The sequence below is a fragment of the Cyanobium sp. L1E-Cus genome (genome assembly GCF_024345755.1).
Taxonomy (GTDB): Bacteria; Cyanobacteriota; Cyanobacteriia; order PCC-6307; family Cyanobiaceae; genus Cyanobium_A; species Cyanobium_A usitatum.
This window is the reverse complement of sequence record NZ_JAGQBS010000009.1, coordinates 29,459-48,319: the sequence shown is the minus strand read 5'-3', so window position 1 is coordinate 48,319 and position 18,861 is coordinate 29,459. Positions and strand designations below refer to the sequence as shown.

Here is an 18,861-nt window from a genome sequence, read left to right as displayed (position 1 = left end):
ACGTGCAGGCCCTGCTCAGGGGTAAGCATGTTGAGTCTGAACGGTTGGAATTCAAGGAAGGATGGAATCCAGAGCCAATTCTCCATACTATTTGTGCTTTCGCTAACGATTTTCACAACCTCGGCGGTGGCTACATCATTGTTGGAGTCAAAGAGGCAGACGGAGTCGCAGTTTTGCCACCTACTGGCCTGCCAGTGAATTCGCTTGATGCAATCCAGAAGGAATTGATTCAGCTTGGCCATGCGGCAATTTTGCCTGTTTATCACCCCATTGCCTTTCCCTGCATAGTCGAAGACCGTCACATCCTGGTGATCTGGTGCCCAGGCGGTGAGAGCAGACCCTACAAGGCTAAGCTATTTCCAATCAAGAACTGCAAAGATTATGGATACTACATTCGCAGAAATTCGACAACTGTAAAAGCAAGGTCTTTAGAGGAGCAGGAGTTGCTGGGCCTGGCCGCTTCTGTCCCATATGACGATCGCATTAATCAGCAAGCCAAGCTCACTGATCTCTCTCCGAAGCTGATTGCAGAATTCCTCTACGCAATCAATAGTGATCTCGCCTCTGAGGTGGCCGATCAGCCTCTGGATGCTTTGGCGAGGCAAATGCAGATCGCTCGTGGACCGAAAGAGCACCTTTGGCCATTGAATGTTGGTCTTCTCTTCTTTAACGAAGATCCGGCCCGTTACTTTCCACAAACCCAGATTGATGTTGTTTGGATGCCGGAAGGTCCGAGCGGCTCAACGTTTACAGAGAAAACCTTTGCTGGCCCTCTCTCGCAGATCCTTATCGAGTCACTCGATTACATCAAGAGAAACTACCTGATTCAGTCTGTCGTTAAGCATGCTGATCGACCTGAGGCCACCCGTCATTACAACTATCCATTCACGGCACTTGAGGAAGCCGTAGTAAATGCCGTCTATCACCGCAGCTACGAGCTGAGAGAGCCCGTGGAGATTCGTATCACACCGGATGAGATTTCTATTCTGAGTTTTCCTGGTCCTGATCGTTCAATATCGCTCGAGCGTCTGCAGGAGGGCAAAGCGGTTGCTCGGCGGTATAGAAACCGGAGGATCGGCGAATTCCTTAAGGAGCTCGACCTCTGCGAAGGTCGTGCCACGGGGATACCAATAATGATTAAAGAGATGCTATCGAATGGTTCCCCTCCTCCTGTGTTTGAAACCGATGAGGATCGCACCTTTTTTCTTGTCGTTCTTCCGGTTCACCCGCAATGGAAAGCATCTCAGAAGCCAAGAGCTCCCCATAACAGTTCAGACCCCTTGGACTCAGCTGATCAAGCTACCGTACAAGATGGTGTTGAAGTGAGCGTACAAGACGGCGTTCAAGTGAGCGTACAAGATGGTGTTGAAGTAAGTGATCAAGGTGAAAGCACAGATAAAATGCAAGATGGCAGCTCCTCGCATGCAAGCCTGACGAAGGAGCAACTTGCATTGCTGAAATTTATGGCATACAACGAGCACAGTAAGCGTGCGTTGATGGATTTCATGGAGATAAAGCGCCCAGCCAGTTTCAGCGCCAAGCTCCTCGACCCTCTTCTTAACGCTGAAATGGTGGAGATGACCATGCCCGAAGCACCACGCAGTCCGCAGCAAAAATATCGACTGACCCGTTTAGGGAAATCTGTTTTTGCGGCGAACACGCAGCTGCCAGTCGATCCAGTCGCGTGATGACTCCTGTTCATTGCCACCTGGGCGGCTTCCCCCCACCACAGCTCGATTGGCAGCAGCTGTTCCCGCTGCTGGGTCCTGTCAATGCCAGCCTGGCCCGCCACGAGGGTCTGCTGGAGGGGCCACCATGACCCCTCTTGTGGATCACGGAGCGGTTTTCGTGATCCACAAGCCCGTTTGTCGTTCACCCGTGCCCCACAAACCGCCCTGTCCTGCCGAGCACCGCATTCCCGCCATCGTCCTCTGACCAAGCCATGAGCACCCCCGCCCGCGACGCCCTCGACGACAAGGTCAATCAGGTTTTCGCGGGCAAGTGCGTCCGCAAGGACCTGGTGCGGGCCGTAAAGGTCGGCGCCAACGTGCCGGTGTTCGTGCTCGAGTATCTGCTCGGCAAGTACTGCGCCTCCTCTGACTCGGCAGCGATCGAGCTAGGGCTCTCGGTGGTGCGCGACACCCTGGCCAACAACTACATCCGACCCGACGAAGCCACCAAGGCCCAGAGCAAGGTCAAGCAGAAGGGGCGCTACACCTTTATCGACAAGGTCAAGGTGCGCCTAGTCGGCAACACCTATGTGGCCGAGTGCGTCAACTTCGGCAGCAACAGCCTGCGCATCGCTGATGACGACGTGCATGCCTTTGAGCGGTTGCTCACCGGCGGTGTCTGGGCCCAAGTGGAGGTGGAGTGGGATGAAAGCGACAGCCGGGCACCCTTCTCGATCAGCCAGCTCACGCCGATCCAGCTGGCCAGCTTCAACCTCGATGAATACCGCAAGCTGCGGACGCAGTTCAGCACCGAGGAATGGATCGACCTGCTGATCCGTTCGATGGGCTACGAGCCCTCCCAGTTCAGCCAGCGGCTCAAGCTCCTATTCCTGCTGCGGCTTATCCCGCTCTGCGAGCGCAACTACAACCTGGTGGAGCTCGGTCCTCGCGGCACCGGCAAGAGCTTTGCGGTGCAGGAGCTCTCCCCCTACGCCGCCCTGCTCACCGGCCCCACCACCGTGGCCAACCTGTTTGGCCACATGAGCGGCAAGGTCAAAGGGATGGTGTCGATCTGGGACGTCGTCGGCTTCGACGAGGTAGCGGATCTCCAGAAGATGCCCAAGGAGGTCATCACCACAATGAAGACCTACTGCGAGTCGGGGCAGTTCCAGCGTGGTGCAGAAAGCTTTGCCGGCGACGCCAGCATCGCCATGTTCGGCAACACCCAGCAGCCGATCGACGTGATGGTGCAGACGGGGCATCTGTTTGCTCCGATGCCCGATGTGATTCGCGACGACCGCGCCTTCATCGACCGGCTGCACTGCTACCTGCCGGGCTGGGAAGTTCCCAACATGCGCAACGAGTTCTTCACGGACCACTACGGCTTCGTGATCGACTACCTGGCCGAGGCCCTGCGCGACCTGCGCAAGCTCAACTACACCGAGCTCTGCGACAGCCACTTCGGCCTAGGCAGCCACCTCAACACCCGTGACCGCAAGGCCGTGCGCCGCACCGTCTCCGGGCTGGTCAAGATCATCCATCCCCATGGGGAGCCGTCAAAGGAAGACCTCGAAGACATCGTCAAGCTCGCCATCGAGTGCCGCAGGCGCGTCAAGGAGCAGCTCAAGAAGATGGGCTCCTTCGAGTACAGCCAGACCTCCTTCAGCTACTCAGACAACGACACGGGCGAGGAGCATTTCGTTGGCGTGCCCGAGCAGGGCGGTCAGGATCTAATCGCCGCGGAGCCGATGGCGCCGGGTTCGGTCTACACCGCGTCCGTAACTGGGGATGGCACGGTTGGCCTCTACCGCTTGGAGGTCTCCATCGCAGCAGGCAACGGCAAGCTCAAGCCGGCAGGTGGCATCAGCGGCCAGATGAAGGAATCCATCCAGCGCGCTTTCGCCTATCTACAGGCCAACAAGAGCGCCTTCTCGATTAGCCACGAGGCCGACAGCTACGACTATAACGTCGAAGCCATCGACCTCCTGGGCAACAAGGTTGAAGCTGAGGTTGGCGTGGCATTCTTCCTGGCCGCTTTTTCCGCCATCCGCCGTGCCCCCGCCAGGGCCGGCATGCTGGTCATGGGCGACATGAGCATTCAGGGCAACATCAAGGCCGCCCGCTCCCTTGTGGAGCCCCTCCAGGTCGCCATGGATAACGGCGCCCGCTGCGCCCTGATCCCGGGTGAGAACAAGCGCAGCTTCCTCGAGATCAACACCGATGAGATCGACAAGATCGATCCGATCTTCTACAACGATGTGAAGACAGCGACGTTCAAGGGGCTAGATCTGAACTAGAGATGCCAGCAAGATGGAAGGCAAAAGAGGCGAAATCCGGTCCGCATGTTCTCAATTCTCTGTATGCATCAATAACGCCTAACGGGTCCAGCGGCTTTTCATCGCAGTCACTGGAAATACATCAGAAGCTTCATGCCTTGGAGTCGATGATTGACTTCCCTGGCTCCCCAGGTGCAATCGATACGAGGGAAACGGTTGTCAGGGCGGTTGGCGAAGCATGCAACAAAGACGACCTCTCCGCGGAGGCTTTCTTAGAGTGCGTCAATGCTGAGATCAGAAAAGCATTTTCTCGGCCAGAGAAAGACTATAAAATCCTTGCCTCCGCATCAATAAGTCCAGATGCAGCCAGCAGAGGATACGTAATTAATGGGATTCGGATCTCTGGATGCACGGATAAGCTTTATCCTAAAAAATACAGATCTAGGCTCGACGCCCTGGGCCAACCGCACGTTAGAGCATTGGGCATCAAGGATCATAGCGCCTATCATCACTTGATACTCAGCGTCACAGCAAAGTCGCCACTTGGGGCCATGTCTGCAGGTATTGAGTCCCTAGATCTTCTGCGAGCCTGCTGGTGCATTTATGCCAATCCATCAATAACCATTGGCGGCCATGAATGGGGGCCAATAAACACCATACGACTTGGCGCATTTCACACCATTCATGAGGCCGACGGGAGTCTTGCCCTTGATGATCCATGGCAAGAACCGGGCTTCATCGCCTCTAAGATCTTTGCTCCGAATCCACCAAATTCAGGCGCGTCTTTCAAGAAGAGCATCTCGCGCATCTTGGCGCGACTTAACTCGCCGAAGCTGTCTTTTGACTTTCGCCAGAGAATCGCATCTTCTCTACTCTTATTTGTAAGGGCATTTGATGAGCCCAATCCAAGCACCGCTTTCATGGGTGCGTGGACAGCGCTAGAGAGATTGTGCCTAACAGATCAAAACGAAGGCCATAATAAAATTATAGAGCGCTGCTCGGTTCTCTTCAAGGACGATCGCATGTTTCACAGGAGCATGCTTACTCACCTTCGCGAGCGTCGTAATGAGTACGCGCACGATGGGGTTGTATCGAATAACGCAAGGATGTTGTGCTATCAAGCTCAGTCTTACATTAAGCGCATTATAAACTATCTCTTTTTCTCGGCAAATCACTTCACTTGCACGGATGATGCGCTCAGGCTTTTAAGTCTTAGCCCGGATCCCGATGTCATTGGGAAGGAGATAGAGGCGCGAAAGTTCTTTGCCAAGCATCTAATCTCATAGGCAAATTTGATAGCGAGATGGAGCTTGCGGCGCACTTGCATGAGCACATCGCGCCGATTTGCTGATTAGTCATTATGTCTTATAGTGCAAGGATTCTTTGCTCCGCTCAACCAAGAGGCTTGCTTGTTGAGCGCCACATACCTTCTCTCCTAGTGGCAAAGCTCGTTAAAAACACAGTCCTTTGCCTCTTCGAAGCCCAGGCATATCAATAAGAGAGTGCACTGAGATAGGTATCAGCGCACCCGATCACCAAGCGGCTCGGGGCATCTGCTGGGGCACTGGAGTAATTGCCATCTGGACAGCGCACACCCACCGCATCCCTAGGCCAGTCCTCCCGCCGCGTCAAGGATCGGGCCTGGCGCCCTCCGATGTCGGGCGTCCTTGTCGCAGCGCTGCGGCCGGCCGGTGGGGGTGGGGTTCTCCGCCGTCCTGCCGATGGCTTCCACTGCTTCCTCGCTCTGCCGCCGCAAGCAGCAGCCCCCAGCTCTCAGCCGTTCTGGCCTCAAGGCCCGTGATGCCCTCGTGCTGGATCACCTGCCCCTGGCTGATGCCATCGCCTTAGCCACTGCCCGGCGCCTGTTCCCGCTGGTGGAGCGGGAGGATCTGATTCAGGTGGCCCGCGAGGCACTGGTCCGCTCCGCTCCCCGTTGCAGGGCAGGCGAGCCCGCTGGCCCCTATCTGCGCCGCTGCATCACCGGGGCCCTGCAGCACCACCTGCGCGATCGGGTGCGGCTGGTGCGCATCTCCCGCCGCGAGCACGAAAAGGGCACCTACCCGCTCGGCCACATCAGCCTCGATGCCACAGCCAATGGCGAGCCTTGCCTGCTCGATGAGCTGGCAGCACCAGAGGCCGAGCCGGCCATTAGCGAGGCAGTGAATGGCCTGGCGCTGGAGCAGCTGGTGGAGCAGCTGCCGGCAGCCCAGGCCACGGCCCTGCGGCTCACCGTCCTCGAGGGTCTTTCCCTGCGAGCCGCCGCAGCGCAGCTGCAGATCAGCCCGATGGCGGTGCAGCGGGCCCAGAAGAAGGCCCTCGCCACCCTGCGCCAGCAGCTGGGGGGTGGGGGGTGAGGCCCCGTATCTCAGCTTTGCTGAAACACCAGCGTGGAGAGCGGCCACCAGCCGCTGCCGCCCTCGTCGTAGGCCAGCTCCACCATCGGATCGTCCTCGGGCGTCTCGGCTGCAAGGCTGAGCACCGTGGCGCCGCTCTCTGAGCTGATCAAATCCCGCCAGCAGCGCGAGCCAGGCGCTGGCAGGGGTGTCGTCGTGTCAGTCATGGTTCAGGGGCTCACCATCACCCGGTTGCCAGCGCCGCTGTTGCTCACAGCCACGAACTGGCGCCGCTGGGGCGACCAACAAAGCGAGCGCCAGCCCAGATCGGCCGGGGAGCTCCGCACCGTCCAACTGAGGCCATCGCCGCTGGTCATGATCCGGTTGCCGGTGCCGCTGCTGCTCACCGCCACCAGCAGCTCCCGCTCCGGTGCCCAGCAGAGGGAGGTCCAGGCGTTGTCGGCTGCTGAACTGCGGCTGCTCCAGCTGATCCCATCGGGGGAGGTCATCACCCGGTTGCCCCGGCCGCTGCTGCTCAGCGCCACCAGCAAACCCAGCTCTGCTGCCCAGCAGATTGCCGCCCAGTTGTTGGCTGCGGCAGCTGTCCGCAGCGTCCAGTTGCGGCCATCCGGCGAGGTCATCACCCGCTGGGTGCCGCCGTTGCTGCTCACCGCCACCAGCAGCCCCAGTTGAGGCGCCCAGCAGAGGGAGCGCCACTCCTGATCAGCGGCAGCCGGGCGGGCTGTCCAGGTGAGGCCATCACTGCTAGTCATCACCCGGTTGCCTGTGCCACTGCTAGCCACGGCCACCAGAAGCCCCAGCTCTGGTGCCCAGCAGACCCCGGTCCAGTTGTTGTTGGCCGGCGTCTGGCGCAGGGTCCAGCTGCGGCCATCCGTTGAGGTCATCACCCGATTCCCAGTGCCGCTGTCGCTGACGGCCACGAACAGCCCCAGCTCGGTGGCCCAGCAGAGCGCCACCCAGTTCTGATCCGCCGCTGATGGTTGGGGGCTCCAGCGGATGCCATCGATTGAGGTCATCACCCGGTTGCCCGTGCCGCTGCCCGCTACGCAGGCGTAGATCTGCAGCTCCGGCGACCAGCAGATCGCCTGCCAGCTGTTGTCTGCCGCCGAGCGCACGGTTGACCAAACCACACCGCTGATAGCCAGCACTGGCGGCGTGTTCAGCATTTCCGCCAGTCCTGCTGCAGGCAGCTGGTAGGTGCCGGCAGCGGGGCCGGTGGGGCGGGTGATGGCCAGTAGGTCGCCTGGTTGGAGGGTCATCAGTGCGGCACTCAGGGCAGGGCCGGCAGGGTGCTCAGGTCCAGGGGCATGTAGTCGCCGGCCGGCTGGGCCGTGGCCATCGCCGCCTGCAGCTGGGCCGCGTCCACCACCCGCCCGGGTGTGCCGTCCGCCAGCGCCAACGGGTCGGCCAGCTGCACCACGCCGGCAGCGGCGGTGGTTGCAGGCTCGACCCTCAGCAGCGGTTGAGCCGGGTCGCTTTCATCGACGCTCAGCGGTGCGGCTACCTGGATGCGGATCACGCCGGCGCCATCGGGGCCGAGGGCAGCGTTGGCGCTCCAGCTGCTGCCGTCAAACAGCAGCAGGTCCCCCTGGGCGATCTCCGCTCCGGCGATGCCGCTCCAGCTCGCCAGGGCAGGACCGCCGGCACTGGCCAAATACACGTCTCCAACAGCGGCATCGGCCGGGGCCTCCGCGGTGGTTGGGTCGATCGCACCCCGGTAGTGCAGAGCGCCAGGGATGGCGGCATGGAGGGTGCCATCCGCATCCACCGAGAGATTGGTTCCGGGCTTGATCGCCCCGATCGCTGCCGCCGTGGCCGGCGTGAGCATGAACGCCTTGACCTCATCAGCAGTGGCCCGGTAGGGCGTGCTGCCGCGCTGCACCAGCAGCAGGTCGGATGCCTGGGGCAGGGAGCGGCCGGCGGTGCGGCTCTCAATGGTGGTGGCCATGGCGATCAGTGCAGATGGGGAGAGAGGTGGAGGGGAGAGATCAGGGCGGCAAGGGGCTGAGCAGGCGCAGGTCCAGCGCGATCACCACCACCCCATCGCCTGCGATGGCACTGAGCAGCGGCGCCAGAGCTTGCACCGAACTGACGCCCCCGGCTGGTGGCGGTTCAGGGGTGCCGCCGTCCTGCAGCTGGGCCTGGCCCAGGAAGATCACCCCCTGGGGCCGACTGCTGCTGCGGCACTGGGCCGTCAGCTCGGCCAGCACAGCCGGATCGGGAGTGGCCATCGGCGCCAGGGCAGTGCTGCTGAGCTGTTGCCAGCCCCCAGCCAGGGATCTGCTGGCTGGGGCGACGCTGGCTGCTGGGATCAGAGCAGGGCATCCCCCAGCTCCAGGGCCGCCAGATCGGCAGGATCGCTGCTGGCGACACCCGTGCCGTCGCTGGTGGCCGTGCTGCTGCCGCTGGCCTGGGCCTCCAGCGCCATCGCCTGCTCCACCAGCTCGGCCTTGGTCTGGCTGCCATCGAGCTCCACGCCGTAAACGGTGGAGCAGAACTCCACGATCTGGGCCTTGGTCATGGCCTGGAAGTCGGTGGGCTCAGAAGCCAAAAGGGCCTTGCCACCATCGGTGGTGGTCTCCAGCGGGTCGTCGGTAGGAGTGGGCTCATCGGGTGTCGGGGCGGGATCCGGCGCTTCCGGTTGCTCGGGCTCGAGGTCCAGAGCATCCGCCAGCTCCGGTTCCTGCGCGTTGTCCTCGGAGTCCACCGGGACCGGCTCATCGCCGCCACTGGCGGGGCTGAGCAACTGCCAGCCCAGGGCCTGCCAGCCGGCCAGGTGCACCGGCCAGATCGAGCGGGTCGCACCGTCCTTGCCGATCAGCAGCTGGCTGGGCGGCAGCAGCGCTGCATCGCCTACACCTGGATCCGGTGTGACGTTGAGCCGCTGCTCCGGGCCCGAGAGGCGTACAGGCGTGGAGGCGGGGTTGCTGCTGTCGAGAGGCTGCAGCAGCTCCAGCGGCAGGGCCTCAGCTCCGGCCGTCACGTTGAGGGTGTCGAGTGGGTTGCCCATGGTGCTCACCTCACAGCCCCTGGTTGGCGGTGAGCGCCACGGTCATCCCGGCAGGCGTGCCAGGCGAAACCGTCGCCCGCGCCAGCCGTAGGCAGGGCGGCGTGATCAGCGCGCTGTCAGCCGGGTTGATCAGCAGGGCGGCGCCGCTGATGATCGCCTCCACCTTGCCGCCAGCGGCGGGGATGGCGACGGCCGCGGCGGTGATCCAGCTGCCGGCGTTGCCATCGGCCAGCAGCGGCGCCAGCTCCAGGGTCACCGTCACCGCCCCGCTATGGCCGGGGTGGGAAGCCACCAGCACAAAGGAGCTGGTGGCATCGAGATCGGTGCCAAGGTTGACGACATCACCGCTGCTGCGGGTGTGCTCGTAGCAGTCGGTGGCGGAGTGGTTGATCCAGCCGACGAGCAGCGTCTGGGCGTCGAGCAGCCGAGTGGCTTGAGAGGTCATGGAAGGGTCTCCAGAACAAAGAACAGGGGGAAAAGATCTGTTGTTCCGCCAGGGTCTTGCGGAGCTGATCAAACGAGCTCAGGGCAGCACCAGCGGCATCGGCGCCACGTTGAACAGGCGTGCGGCGGCCTTGCGGTTGCACACCGCAAAACCCACGTACCAATCCACCCGCGTGCGGAACACCGGCGCGTCGTGCACCTCCCCGAAGTCCCGCACCGAGATCCCGTAGCGCCCCTCGAACGGGCCCTGCAGACCGCAGACGGCGGCATCCCCGAGCACGCAGCAGTAGATCGAGGTGGTGTCCCCCGGTTCGTCGTAGCCGAGCACCGCGTTGCCCTCGGCGTCCTCCTCCACCAGCAGGATCTCGATCCCCTCGAAATAGTGGCGGCCGTCAATTACCTCGTAGAGGTCGCCGCCGGCCTGACGGGAGGCGGTGCTGATCTGGCGGCGGGCGGCCTTGCTGGCGATCAGCACCTTGTCGCCGCCGTAGCCGATCACGCTGTCGGTGAGCGCCTCCAGCGCCAGCAGGTTGAGGGTGCTGCCGCCGTTGTCGATGGTCTGGTCCTCTCCAGGTGCCAGGCGCTTGCTCAGCCCGTTGAAGGCCCGCGGATCAAAGGTGTCATCGCCATTGATGATCGCGGCCTCCAGGGTGAGGCGCATCGAGCGCACCTTCATCTCGGTCTGGGCAGCACGGGCCTCGGGGCCCTGGAGGTCCACGATCGAGCGGTCCACATCCAGGTCGCCGCCGAACAGGTGCACGAACTCCGAATCGGAGTTGATCACCCCATAGCTCTGGCGGTAGCCCTCGTTGACGGCGCGGAAGCCGACGCGGGGGAGTTTCGTCTCGGCCGGGAAGCTCAGCGAGCCGCCCACGAGGTTGCGAAAGGGCAGGCGGCGCAGCAGCTCCCCCTCGGCAAAGGTCTTGAGCACCGCCAGCTGTTCAGCTCGGCGGGCATATTTCTGCGCCTCGATCAAGGTCAGGCCCAAGGGCACGCTCCAGGGGCCTGGCCCCAGTGACAACAGCAGCTGTTGCCAGGTGACCCACGCCCCAAACCACCGAGGAGACAGAACGGTGGTGGCCCAGCTCCTGGTGGATCGGCTACGCGCAGCCCTCCTCATGGTCCGGGCGGCCTCAAGGGCTGACGCGAGTCAGCCGGACTGGTGCGTTGGCTGCGCTGCGCTCCGCATTGCAGAGGGGGCTGCCCCTTGACCCCGCCCGGCCTGCTTCGGGGTCTCCGCTACGCCTGCTATGGCTTCCGCATCCCGCACCCGCGCCTTCCGGCTCCTGAGCTCCCGCACCCTGGAGCTGCTCTGGGAAGAGGCCTCGGCCCACCGCCCTGCTCCTCTGGAGCGGCTGGAGCAGCTCTGCGCTGATCTGCTCTTTGAGCGCCAGGTGGCCACGCCAGCTTCGGTGCCCGTCTGGTGCCCCGAGAGCGAGCTGCCCTTCTGAGGGGGCGGCCCCGGCTGCGGCTGGGGCACCCTCGTTTTGCCCGCAGCCGGCGCCCCAAAGCAAGCACTGGCAACAGGGCTCAGCAGCACCACGCCCATGGCCAGCCCCATGACCCCCGAGCGGTTCCAGGACCGCTTTGAAGCCTTTCGCGGTGAACCCCAGCAGGTCTCCGGCGTCTGGACCCTCCATGCCGCGATCCAGTCACTGCCCGGCAGCGAGGTCGTCCTCGAGGAGCAGGCCCCCTGGGCGCTCACCTTCAGCCAGAAACCCGCGGCGCCCTCGGCACCAGCAGTCCCCAGTGGCGGGCTCGATCCGCGCGGCTCAGAGGAAGCCGGGATGGCCGGCCCGCAGCTGGCAGCTCCCGTCCAGCCCGGGGATTCCTACCTGCTGGTGAATGACCGCGACCAGGACATGGAGGCCTACGACCACACCGGGGCCTTCCTGTGGAAGATCCCCTGCCTGGCCCGCGGCCAGGGGAGCGACACCGACTGGACCCAGAACAGCACCGACACCCCGCCGGGGCTCTACAGGCTTGGCCAGCTCTACGCCGACTACGAGCAGAACCCCAACCCGCCCTGCTCCGACACCGCCATGGGCTACGGCTGGTACTCCTTCGACATGGAGGAGCTGGAGGGCCAGGAGGTGGCCGTTGGGCGGGCCGGGATCATGCTCCACGGCGGCGGCTCGGCCTGTGGCTGGCCCGGGGCCTGGGCACCGCAGCAGCCGCTCCATTCAACGCTTGGGTGCATCCGCATCCACAACGCCGATCTGCGTGATCGCGTGCTGCCCCTATACCGCCAGGGCACCGTCTATGTGGGGGTGTTCCAGGAAAAAAAGTGACGCCGGGCCAGGCCCCAGGGGGATGCATCTCTGGGGAGCCATCCCTGGCCCACGCCAACCTGCAGCACTGGCTGGAGTTCTTCTGCAGCAGCGCCGTCACCGAAGCCAGCCTGGGCGTCATCCAGCCCCTCACGGCAGAAGAGGCCTGCGGTTTCCTCGGCTGCATGGTGGTGGAGACCGGTGAGCCGGAGCTGGAGGACCTCGATGTGATCGAGGCCGGCAGCGGCGCGGGCCGCGGGGCCATGCAGTACACCGGCGTGCGCCGCACTGCCTACGACGCTGCCCGCAGCCAGGCCATCAGCGAGGGCATCGATCCCAACAGCAACGACTGGCAGGAGCAGTATTTCGCCGAGGAGTACGCCGGCCTGCACGATCCGCCCGAGGGCTCGCTGATCGGCTGGACCCGGGTGTTTGAGGACCGGCCTCACGGCATGGATCCAGCCGAGGCGGCGGCCTACTGGACCGGTTCGGCTGCAGTAGCTGAGGGCTACTTCAGGCCCGGCACCCCCCACACCGAGCTGCGCCAGGCGGAGGCCCTCCGTATCTGGGAGCTGCTGCAGAGCGGTGAGCTTGTGCTGCCTCCCGGAGGGGGCTGATCAACCTGCAGGAGAAAAAGAAACCGTGACACCAGAGCCAGCACCACGGTCACCCTTCGATCGCGAGCGGTTTGTGTTCAAGACGCTGGCGGTGGTGATCGGCACCCAGTTGCTGATCTATTCGCTGGCCGCTGGGGTCTGCGGTCAGCGGGCGCTGGAAGGCCGGCCGATCGGTCAGATCTGCCCCGGCACGCTGGAGCAGCTGCAAGGAGGCTTTGATTCCACCCTCAACCTGTTGCTGGGGCTTCTGGGTGGAGCAGCTCTCACGCGGATGGACCGGTAACGACTAGTGGCGGGAAGGGAGCTTGCTCCGGACCTCTCCAGTCTGAGGCCCTCCTGGCGTCGGACCTCCGCTGGGATCGGTCCCGTCGCTGCGCCGCTCTCGGCGCCGAGTTCATGGCCATGCTTTCTGCCGCTGCCTCGACGTTCTGCAGGCCCGAGGAGGATCCGTTCCTGCTGCTGGAGTCCTGCGGCAAAGCCATCGAATCAATCCTGCGGGGCCATGCCGGCCGGCCGCTGCGGCGCACCTGGATTGATCGGCCCTATGGAGAAGAGGAGATCTCCCGGCTGGAGGAAGAGGTGCTGCCAGCGATTCAGCTGTGCCTGGCGCGGGTCGATGAGATCGATAGCGCCCTGGAAGCAGAAGCCCAGCTGAGCTATCGCCAGGTGGTGGCGGCTGAGGCGCTGCTACGCCGCGGCGTGCTGCAGAGCAGCGGGGCCATGCCGGCTGTCTGATCCTGCGGGGGCCTTTGGGCCCCTTTCGGCCCTATCCGTTCCGCCTCTCGCGCCTGCTCGGGCTCCGCGGCTCCGGCCAAGGGATGTACAGCCGCAAGAAGGGACCGCCACCAGCCAGGCCGGGACCTGTGCCCATGCCACAGACAAACGGCGGCCGGGGTGCTGCAGAGCGGACAGCCAGGTACCGCTGCGCGGTAGGCCGCATCAGTCGTGACGGGAGCAGCTGGGACGGACCTCGATCCCAGGAGAGCCAGCACCTCTGGTCCCCTGTCGCGGTGAGAAATCAGCACGGCACTTGCACCGTTGCCACTGGAGGCTGGCTGGCCGGTCGGAGCGAAACCCCTCCGCAGCATGCCCCTGCGGCTCGCGCTGGCCAGGGCTGTCGCGAGGCTCGCTGGGCTCGCCCCTGGCCAGCGCGAGCCGCAGGGGCGTCTGGTCGGTGTTCTCCGCTCCATCCCAGCCATGGCCACTCCCCAAGGCCCCGTCTGCGAAGTCCGCCTGCTTGTGGTTCACCGCTATCAGCCAGGAGTCCAGAAGCTCGGCACTGCCCCCTGTGAGGTCGAGTTCATGGGCCGCCGCGGCAAGCCCGTCAAGAAGATGCGGCTGATCCCTGCCGAGAAGGCGTTCGCCTTTGCCCGCAAGCTGCAGGGCACTCCCGGCTGCACCGTCTCGGTCTGCTGAGCCAGGGGGCTCAGGCCCGGCTGCCGGTTGGTGGCCGGGCCTTACAGCCAATGGCGGTAGGCGCTTCGCTGCCGGCGGGCCCTGGCTTTGGAGCGAGCACTGCCGAACTGGGGGCTTGTGCCATCGCGGCGGCGCCGCACCCAGGTCCCTTTCCTGATCAAGCCAGCGTCTTGGGCATTGGCGCGGCGTGCCGCAACGATCGCTCCGTAACCACGCTTTTGTTTGGCGCGGGCACGGGAGCGGGCCTGGCTGGCGGTGGCAGCCGCCACCACGGTGGAAGTGGAGCGGTTGCGCCAGAACACCAGATACCAGACCATCTCGTTCTCCCGGCGGGGGGATCAGCGCCGCGGTGCAGCAGCCCTGGGGGTGGTGCCCTTCACGGCCTCCAGGTAGAGCTCGGCGGTGCTCAGGGTCTGCAGGTTCACCGCGCCGCCGTGCTCATGGCCCGTTTCCGGCACAGCAGCGGAATAGAGGCCGCTGCGCTGCTGGAAGAGGAAGCTGTACACCGGGTGGCGGCGCAGCTCCTCCATGTAGTCGCCATCGCTGAGGGCGACACCGTCGGCTGTGAGGGGCTGGCCCTTGCCGTCCACCGGCAGCAGTCGCTCGCGGCCATCCACCTCCGCCAGCTGGAAGTGACCGCCGCAGAGCGTCACGAAGGTGTCAAAGAACGTCCCCCGTTCATCACCGCCCACCCGGCCCTCGGCCTCGGAGAACAGGCGCTCCATCAAGCGCTCCTTGCGCAGGTTCTGCACCTGGGAGCGGGCCTCGTCCCGTTCCTTTTCGACGCTGCGCACCCGGCGCAGGTTGGCCTCGTTGAGCTGGCGTTCGCGCTCGCCCACCTGGCGTTCGAACTCCTCGCGCTTGCGCTCGGCGTCCTGCAGGCGGGCGTACTCGTCCGGGTTGATCTCCGAGAAGCGCGACAGCTGGGCTCGGGCCTTGCGCAGTTCTTTTTCGAGCTGGTTGCTGCGGCGGCGTTCGGCCCGCAGGGGATCAGCACTTCTGGCAGCCGCCGCCGGAGGTTCGTCGTTGTCGCCGCTGCCGCTGGCACCTGGGTCCTGGGGCAGGGAGAGGTCGAGGGTGTCGTCGCCGTCGGCAGCATCCAGAGCCACGTCAACGGCGCCGTCGCTGTCGAGCAGGTCGGAGTCAGCGGCAGGTGGAGCAGAGCCAGCAGGGACCTGGTTGGGTTGTTGCTGCTGTTGGCGGTAGGTCTGCCATCGGCCAGCAGCGACCATGGGACCTGGAGCAGCGCCGCTGTTGGCGACGCTGGAATCAGAGGAGAAGAAGGAGGAGGGCATCACCCATCACGGCTGTGGTGCTGCGGGCGCCCCGTCCGGGCTGCGCTCGCTCTCCCTGTTGCCAGCTGCTCAAAAGCCCTGCTCAGGCAGCTCATCCAGCACGGGAGCAGAGCGCCGGGCTGGCAGGTAGATCCACTCCCCCGCCGGCAGCGGCGTCGAGGGCATGTAGCCAGGCACCAGCAACTGCATCCCCGCCTGGATGGGCGTGGTGGAGCGGTAGATGGGCAGCAGCAGGGTGGTGCCTGCCGGCAGGGGTTCCTCGCTGGGCCAGCTGCTCAGCTCCGGGTTGAACTGGCGGAGCAGGGAGAGGCTGAGGTTCTGGTCGGCCGCCACGCTGCTGAGCGTGTCGCCTTCGACGCTGATGTAGGTCTCGCTCTGCTGCAGCACTGGGTTGAGGCTGCGTAGCTTGGTTTCCGTGGTGCCGTGCCGACCCGCCAGCACCGCCAGCGAATCCCCCTCGACTGCGGTGATCGTCTGGGTGCTCTCCAGCTGGGGGTTGATCCGCCTCAAGGTGGCCACGGTGGTGCCGTAGCGATCAGCGATCAGGTTCAGCGTGTCGCCCTCGCGCAGCACCAGCACGCTGTGGGGTCTGAGCACCAGCTGGATCGCTTCCCCCAGCAGCGGCTGCACCAGCAGTCCGATACCGCCGGGGCCGTAATCCGCCCCGAAGTGCATCACCTGGCAGCCGGCGAACTGGGCCCGGCCGCCATTGGGCAGGCCGCCCTCGGGCGAGAGCTGGGCCAGGTCCCCGAGCCACATCACCCCCTGGCAAGGGGCCTGCACCGTGCCCAGCAGCGACGGATCCCACGGCAATGGCGCCTCCTCGCGGAATCCAGGGGTGGCCCAGGCCTGTTCGGCCGCCAGCCAGTCGAAGGTGTTGCTGGTGCTCACCGGCAGGATCGCCGCCCGGCAGAGGTAGCCGCGCAGCAGCGCGTCGCCCGGGTCGGTGAGGGCGGTGTCGTTGTAGCCGCTGACGATGCCGCTCTGCTCGAGGAAGCAGTCGATCACGTGGCGGCGAATTGGGATGGGGCTGCGGCTCTCAGGCCGGTCCACCTCGAACAGGCAGAGGCGGGCGTTTGCGAAGGGCTGCAGCGCCAGCCATAGGGGCAGAGCCCCAGGGGGAGCAGCAACGGGCTGGCCCACACGGTTATCGATCGCTGGTGAGGCCGCTGGCACCCCCACCAGCTGCCCCCACTGCGGAGCGCCCCGCAGGGGATTGAGGCCCTGGTTAAGCGGCGAAAGGGGCTGCTCCATCGCTCAACCCCGCACCAGCGATCCCTGGAAGGGATTGGTGTTGCACTGGCGCCAGTTCTGCAGCCGCGGCAAAAGCAGCGCCAGCTGGCCGATGTGCTGGCTCCTGTGCCGGTTCAGCACCACCGCCGGCGAGGGGCCCGCAGGGTTCCACTCGCTCTCGGTTTCCTCCAGCAACAGCTCGGTGGCGTACTCCACCACCGCCAACTTGCTCAGGGGCAGCGGGTTGGGCAGCACGCCACCGGCCACACCCTTGCGCCGGCTGCGCACTGGGCTGTTCACCTCGGCTGGGGTCAGCACCGCCAGTTGCTGATCCAGAACGGCGATGGCATCGAGGTGGCCCTGGGCGGTGCAAACCCCCGTGGGGTAGTGGGTCTGGAGCAGGGCCATCTCCCGGTTCAGAGCCGAGAGAGAGGGTGCGCTGACAGGAATCGAGAGGGCAATGCGCAGGGCTTCTGCGTCGCCGGGGCGCCAGCTGCAGGTGGGTGGGGAGGACTGGGTCATGCCCTCAGTTGCCAGCCAGCTCAGCTGCCGCTGCCCCCATGGGGCTCGCCCAGACCCAGCTGCTGGCGCAGCTCCACGCCGTCGATCACCCCTCGCTCATGCAGTACCAGCCACTCCTGCACCGAAGGCTGGGGTTTGCGCGGCGGTTGCGGCGGCACCAGCGGGCAGATCTCCACGCTGCAGGCCGGTGTGTCCGCCAGCTTCTCGCCGGTGAGGCGCGTCCACTGGCGCAGCAAGGTGCTGAGCATCGAGCTCTTCTGGCCTGCCAGCGACTGCAGCACCGCAAAGCTCTGGCCGGCAGTCAGGGAAATCTCCAACTCGGTGCGGGCTGGTCCGTGGCCGCCAGCGGGAATCAGAGCGTCGCGGCGCATGGCCTCCTCCAGCTGCTGCAGGTAGGCCCGGTGCTCCGCCAACGAGCGGGCTTCTATTTCGACCCACTGAAACTTGGCACCTTCCGGCAGATCCATGAAGGAGGAGGTGGAGAGCACCAGGCGCTGGGGACGTTGGGCATCTGTTCCACCATTGGCAGCACCAGCGCCCAGAGCACCATCACTGCGGCGGAAGCCGTAGGCATCCACAAGGCCCGTGCGCACGCCTACTGGCAGGGCGGTGCGCGACAAGAGGTCCTCGTACTCGCTGCGGCAGCGGTAGTGGTTGAGGTACTGGTGGGCCAGGCCCAGGTGGGGCAGATCGCCCTCACCGAAGGCGGTGCCATCCACCGAATACCAGAGGGCCGGCAGGTCAAAGCGCTGGGGCATCCGTTCCGGCTCACCCACCGGCACCACGTCGTAGCCATCGACAGCACCGGGGTTGGGGTTGGCCTGCCAGCTGCGCAGCACAAGGCCGTCGTCCATCACCGAGAGGCTGCGGTAGAACCAGGCCTGTGGATCGGGCACCAGGCCGCCGTGAGCATCGAGCACCACCGTGGGCACCGCGGTGTTGCCGCTGGCAAACCGGGGCGGCAGGGCCTGGCGGCGTGGCTCCCGCCAGACGATCTCCACAGGCCCCGATGCCGGAGCGCCTGTGGCGGCATCGGTAGGCAGGCGCCAGTTGAGCAGGTCGCCCCGGGGCACCAGTTGCAGGCGGGGCAGGGAGAGCCGATCGCCCTTGGCGAGGGCCTCCAGCCGGTCACCTTCTGAGGGCCAGCGGTGCTGGGGGGGCAGCTGCAGGATCAGGCAGCCGCCATCCCGCAGGGTGAGCAGGTCGGCCAGGAACAGGAACACCCCCAGGTCGGTGCCCTGACCATCCACATCGGTGGCAACCCGGGTCAGCGAGTCAGGGAGCTCCTGCCAGGCCAGCCGCGACAGCATCCCGGCGTAGGTGCGCAGGGCATCGCGGTAGAAGCCGGAGGGCCTGGCCGCTTCCAGCCGCTTGAAGTAGCAGGTCTCAGGCTCCTCAATGCCGCGGGGGAGATACACCGGCCGGCGGCTGGTGCCTTCAGGCAGCTCCAGCAGGGTCCAGCAGTCGTAGACCAGCTGCAGGCGTTCCCGCAGGCCGGAGAGGGTGGGGTGTTCCAGCCAGGGGGGCTGGTCAAGCAGGCGGGACTGGCGGGCTGGCGGGGAGGAGGGACTACTAGGGGGCGTTGTCCTGCGGCGGCGGATGGTGGGCATTGGCTGCTGGCTGCGTTGTCGCCCTTGCCAGGAGCATCAATGGGTCACTGGCCAATCCATGCACGATCTGCATTGTTTTGGTCAGGGCTGAAGGGCAAGCAGGTCGAACAGGCTGCGGGTGCCTGGGTTCTTATGTGGGTCCGC

The 18,861-nt window shown here is 64.8% G+C and carries 23 protein-coding genes; 11 read left to right on the top strand and 12 right to left on the bottom strand.

Features of this window, described 5'->3' with window-relative positions; all coding sequences use genetic code 11:
* The first annotated feature begins 2 nt into the window (after positions 1-2).
* The 5 genes from KBZ22_RS09735 (at position 3) to KBZ22_RS09715 (ending at position 6,300) form a co-directional block, all read left to right on the top strand.
* Positions 3-1,688 carry a Fic family protein gene (locus KBZ22_RS09735; RefSeq protein ID WP_255021813.1) on the top strand — a complete coding sequence of 562 codons (1,686 nt, stop codon included), beginning with the start codon at positions 3-5 and terminating at the stop codon, positions 1,686-1,688.
* Positions 1,688-1,819 (top strand): hypothetical protein, encoded by a 132-nt coding sequence (locus KBZ22_RS09730; protein WP_255021812.1) that lies wholly within the window; start codon positions 1,688-1,690, stop codon positions 1,817-1,819. The genes KBZ22_RS09735 and KBZ22_RS09730 overlap by 1 nt, the downstream gene beginning before the upstream one ends.
* A gap of 123 nt (positions 1,820-1,942) precedes the next feature.
* Positions 1,943-3,967 carry a protease Lon-related BREX system protein BrxL gene (gene brxL / locus KBZ22_RS09725; RefSeq protein WP_255021811.1) on the top strand — a complete coding sequence of 675 codons (2,025 nt, stop codon included), beginning with the start codon at positions 1,943-1,945 and terminating at the stop codon, positions 3,965-3,967.
* Positions 3,968-4,104: 137 nt separating this feature from the next.
* A complete protein-coding gene (locus KBZ22_RS09720) occupies positions 4,105-5,232 on the top strand; it encodes a hypothetical protein (protein ID WP_396111922.1) in 1,128 nt (375 codons plus the stop codon).
* A 435-nt stretch (positions 5,233-5,667) separates the two neighbouring features.
* On the top strand, positions 5,668-6,300 hold the full coding sequence (locus tag KBZ22_RS09715) for a sigma-70 family RNA polymerase sigma factor (protein WP_255021810.1): 633 nt from the start codon (positions 5,668-5,670) through the stop codon (positions 6,298-6,300).
* An 11-nt stretch (positions 6,301-6,311) separates the two neighbouring features.
* Here the strand turns inward: KBZ22_RS09715 and KBZ22_RS09710 are convergent, their stop codons facing one another.
* From KBZ22_RS09710 to KBZ22_RS09680, 7 genes are all read right to left on the bottom strand, one after another.
* On the bottom strand, positions 6,312-6,506 hold the full coding sequence (locus KBZ22_RS09710) for a hypothetical protein (protein WP_255021809.1): 195 nt from the start codon (positions 6,504-6,506) through the stop codon (positions 6,312-6,314).
* 3 nt (positions 6,507-6,509) lie between these two features.
* On the bottom strand, positions 6,510-7,559 hold the full coding sequence (locus KBZ22_RS09705; RefSeq protein ID WP_255021808.1) for a hypothetical protein: 1,050 nt from the start codon (positions 7,557-7,559) through the stop codon (positions 6,510-6,512).
* Positions 7,560-7,570: 11 nt separating this feature from the next.
* Complete coding sequence (locus tag KBZ22_RS09700; protein WP_255021807.1) at positions 7,571-8,248, bottom strand: hypothetical protein; 678 nt, start codon at positions 8,246-8,248, stop codon at positions 7,571-7,573.
* A gap of 40 nt (positions 8,249-8,288) precedes the next feature.
* The gene (locus KBZ22_RS09695; RefSeq protein ID WP_255021806.1) at positions 8,289-8,531 is read right to left on the bottom strand and encodes a hypothetical protein; all 243 of its coding nucleotides are present in this window, start codon (positions 8,529-8,531) and stop codon (positions 8,289-8,291) included.
* A gap of 80 nt (positions 8,532-8,611) precedes the next feature.
* Entirely contained in the window at positions 8,612-9,310 is a 699-nt protein-coding gene (locus tag KBZ22_RS09690) for a hypothetical protein (protein ID WP_255021805.1), read from the bottom strand.
* Between the two features lie 10 nt (positions 9,311-9,320).
* Entirely contained in the window at positions 9,321-9,755 is a 435-nt protein-coding gene (locus tag KBZ22_RS09685) for a hypothetical protein (protein WP_255021804.1), read from the bottom strand.
* A 78-nt stretch (positions 9,756-9,833) separates the two neighbouring features.
* Positions 9,834-10,748 (bottom strand): major capsid protein, encoded by a 915-nt coding sequence (locus KBZ22_RS09680; protein WP_255019211.1) that lies wholly within the window; start codon positions 10,746-10,748, stop codon positions 9,834-9,836.
* A gap of 256 nt (positions 10,749-11,004) precedes the next feature.
* On the opposite strand from KBZ22_RS09680, the gene KBZ22_RS09675 reads away from it, so the two are divergent.
* The 6 genes from KBZ22_RS09675 (at position 11,005) to KBZ22_RS09650 (ending at position 14,057) form a co-directional block, all read left to right on the top strand.
* Positions 11,005-11,205: a hypothetical protein gene (locus KBZ22_RS09675; RefSeq protein WP_094592161.1), complete on the top strand. Its 201-nt coding sequence runs from the start codon at positions 11,005-11,007 to the stop codon at positions 11,203-11,205.
* 96 nt (positions 11,206-11,301) lie between these two features.
* Positions 11,302-12,045 (top strand): L,D-transpeptidase, encoded by a 744-nt coding sequence (locus KBZ22_RS09670; RefSeq protein WP_255021803.1) that lies wholly within the window; start codon positions 11,302-11,304, stop codon positions 12,043-12,045.
* A complete protein-coding gene (locus KBZ22_RS09665; protein ID WP_255021802.1) occupies positions 12,042-12,641 on the top strand; it encodes a phage tail tip lysozyme in 600 nt (199 codons plus the stop codon). Before KBZ22_RS09670 ends, KBZ22_RS09665 begins: the two co-directional genes overlap by 4 nt.
* Before the next feature lie 25 nt (positions 12,642-12,666).
* Positions 12,667-12,924, top strand: a complete 258-nt coding sequence (locus KBZ22_RS09660) for a hypothetical protein (protein ID WP_255021801.1) — start codon at positions 12,667-12,669, stop codon at positions 12,922-12,924.
* 119 nt (positions 12,925-13,043) lie between these two features.
* Entirely contained in the window at positions 13,044-13,376 is a 333-nt protein-coding gene (locus KBZ22_RS09655; RefSeq protein WP_255021800.1) for a hypothetical protein, read from the top strand.
* A gap of 462 nt (positions 13,377-13,838) precedes the next feature.
* Complete coding sequence (locus KBZ22_RS09650) at positions 13,839-14,057, top strand: hypothetical protein (protein ID WP_255021799.1); 219 nt, start codon at positions 13,839-13,841, stop codon at positions 14,055-14,057.
* Positions 14,058-14,098: 41 nt separating this feature from the next.
* Here the strand turns inward: KBZ22_RS09650 and KBZ22_RS09645 are convergent, their stop codons facing one another.
* The 5 genes from KBZ22_RS09645 to KBZ22_RS09625 form a co-directional block, all read right to left on the bottom strand.
* Positions 14,099-14,374, bottom strand: coding sequence for a hypothetical protein (locus KBZ22_RS09645; RefSeq protein ID WP_255021798.1), 276 nt, complete (start codon positions 14,372-14,374; stop codon positions 14,099-14,101).
* A gap of 21 nt (positions 14,375-14,395) precedes the next feature.
* Positions 14,396-15,352, bottom strand: coding sequence for a hypothetical protein (locus KBZ22_RS09640; protein ID WP_255021797.1), 957 nt, complete (start codon positions 15,350-15,352; stop codon positions 14,396-14,398).
* Between the two features lie 69 nt (positions 15,353-15,421).
* A complete protein-coding gene (locus tag KBZ22_RS09635; RefSeq protein WP_255021796.1) occupies positions 15,422-16,606 on the bottom strand; it encodes a LysM peptidoglycan-binding domain-containing protein in 1,185 nt (394 codons plus the stop codon).
* 3 nt (positions 16,607-16,609) lie between these two features.
* Positions 16,610-17,107, bottom strand: a complete 498-nt coding sequence (locus tag KBZ22_RS09630; protein ID WP_255021795.1) for a hypothetical protein — start codon at positions 17,105-17,107, stop codon at positions 16,610-16,612.
* Positions 17,108-17,127: 20 nt separating this feature from the next.
* Positions 17,128-18,717, bottom strand: a complete 1,590-nt coding sequence (locus tag KBZ22_RS09625) for a DUF4055 domain-containing protein (protein WP_255021794.1) — start codon at positions 18,715-18,717, stop codon at positions 17,128-17,130.
* Positions 18,718-18,861 lie beyond the last annotated feature (144 nt).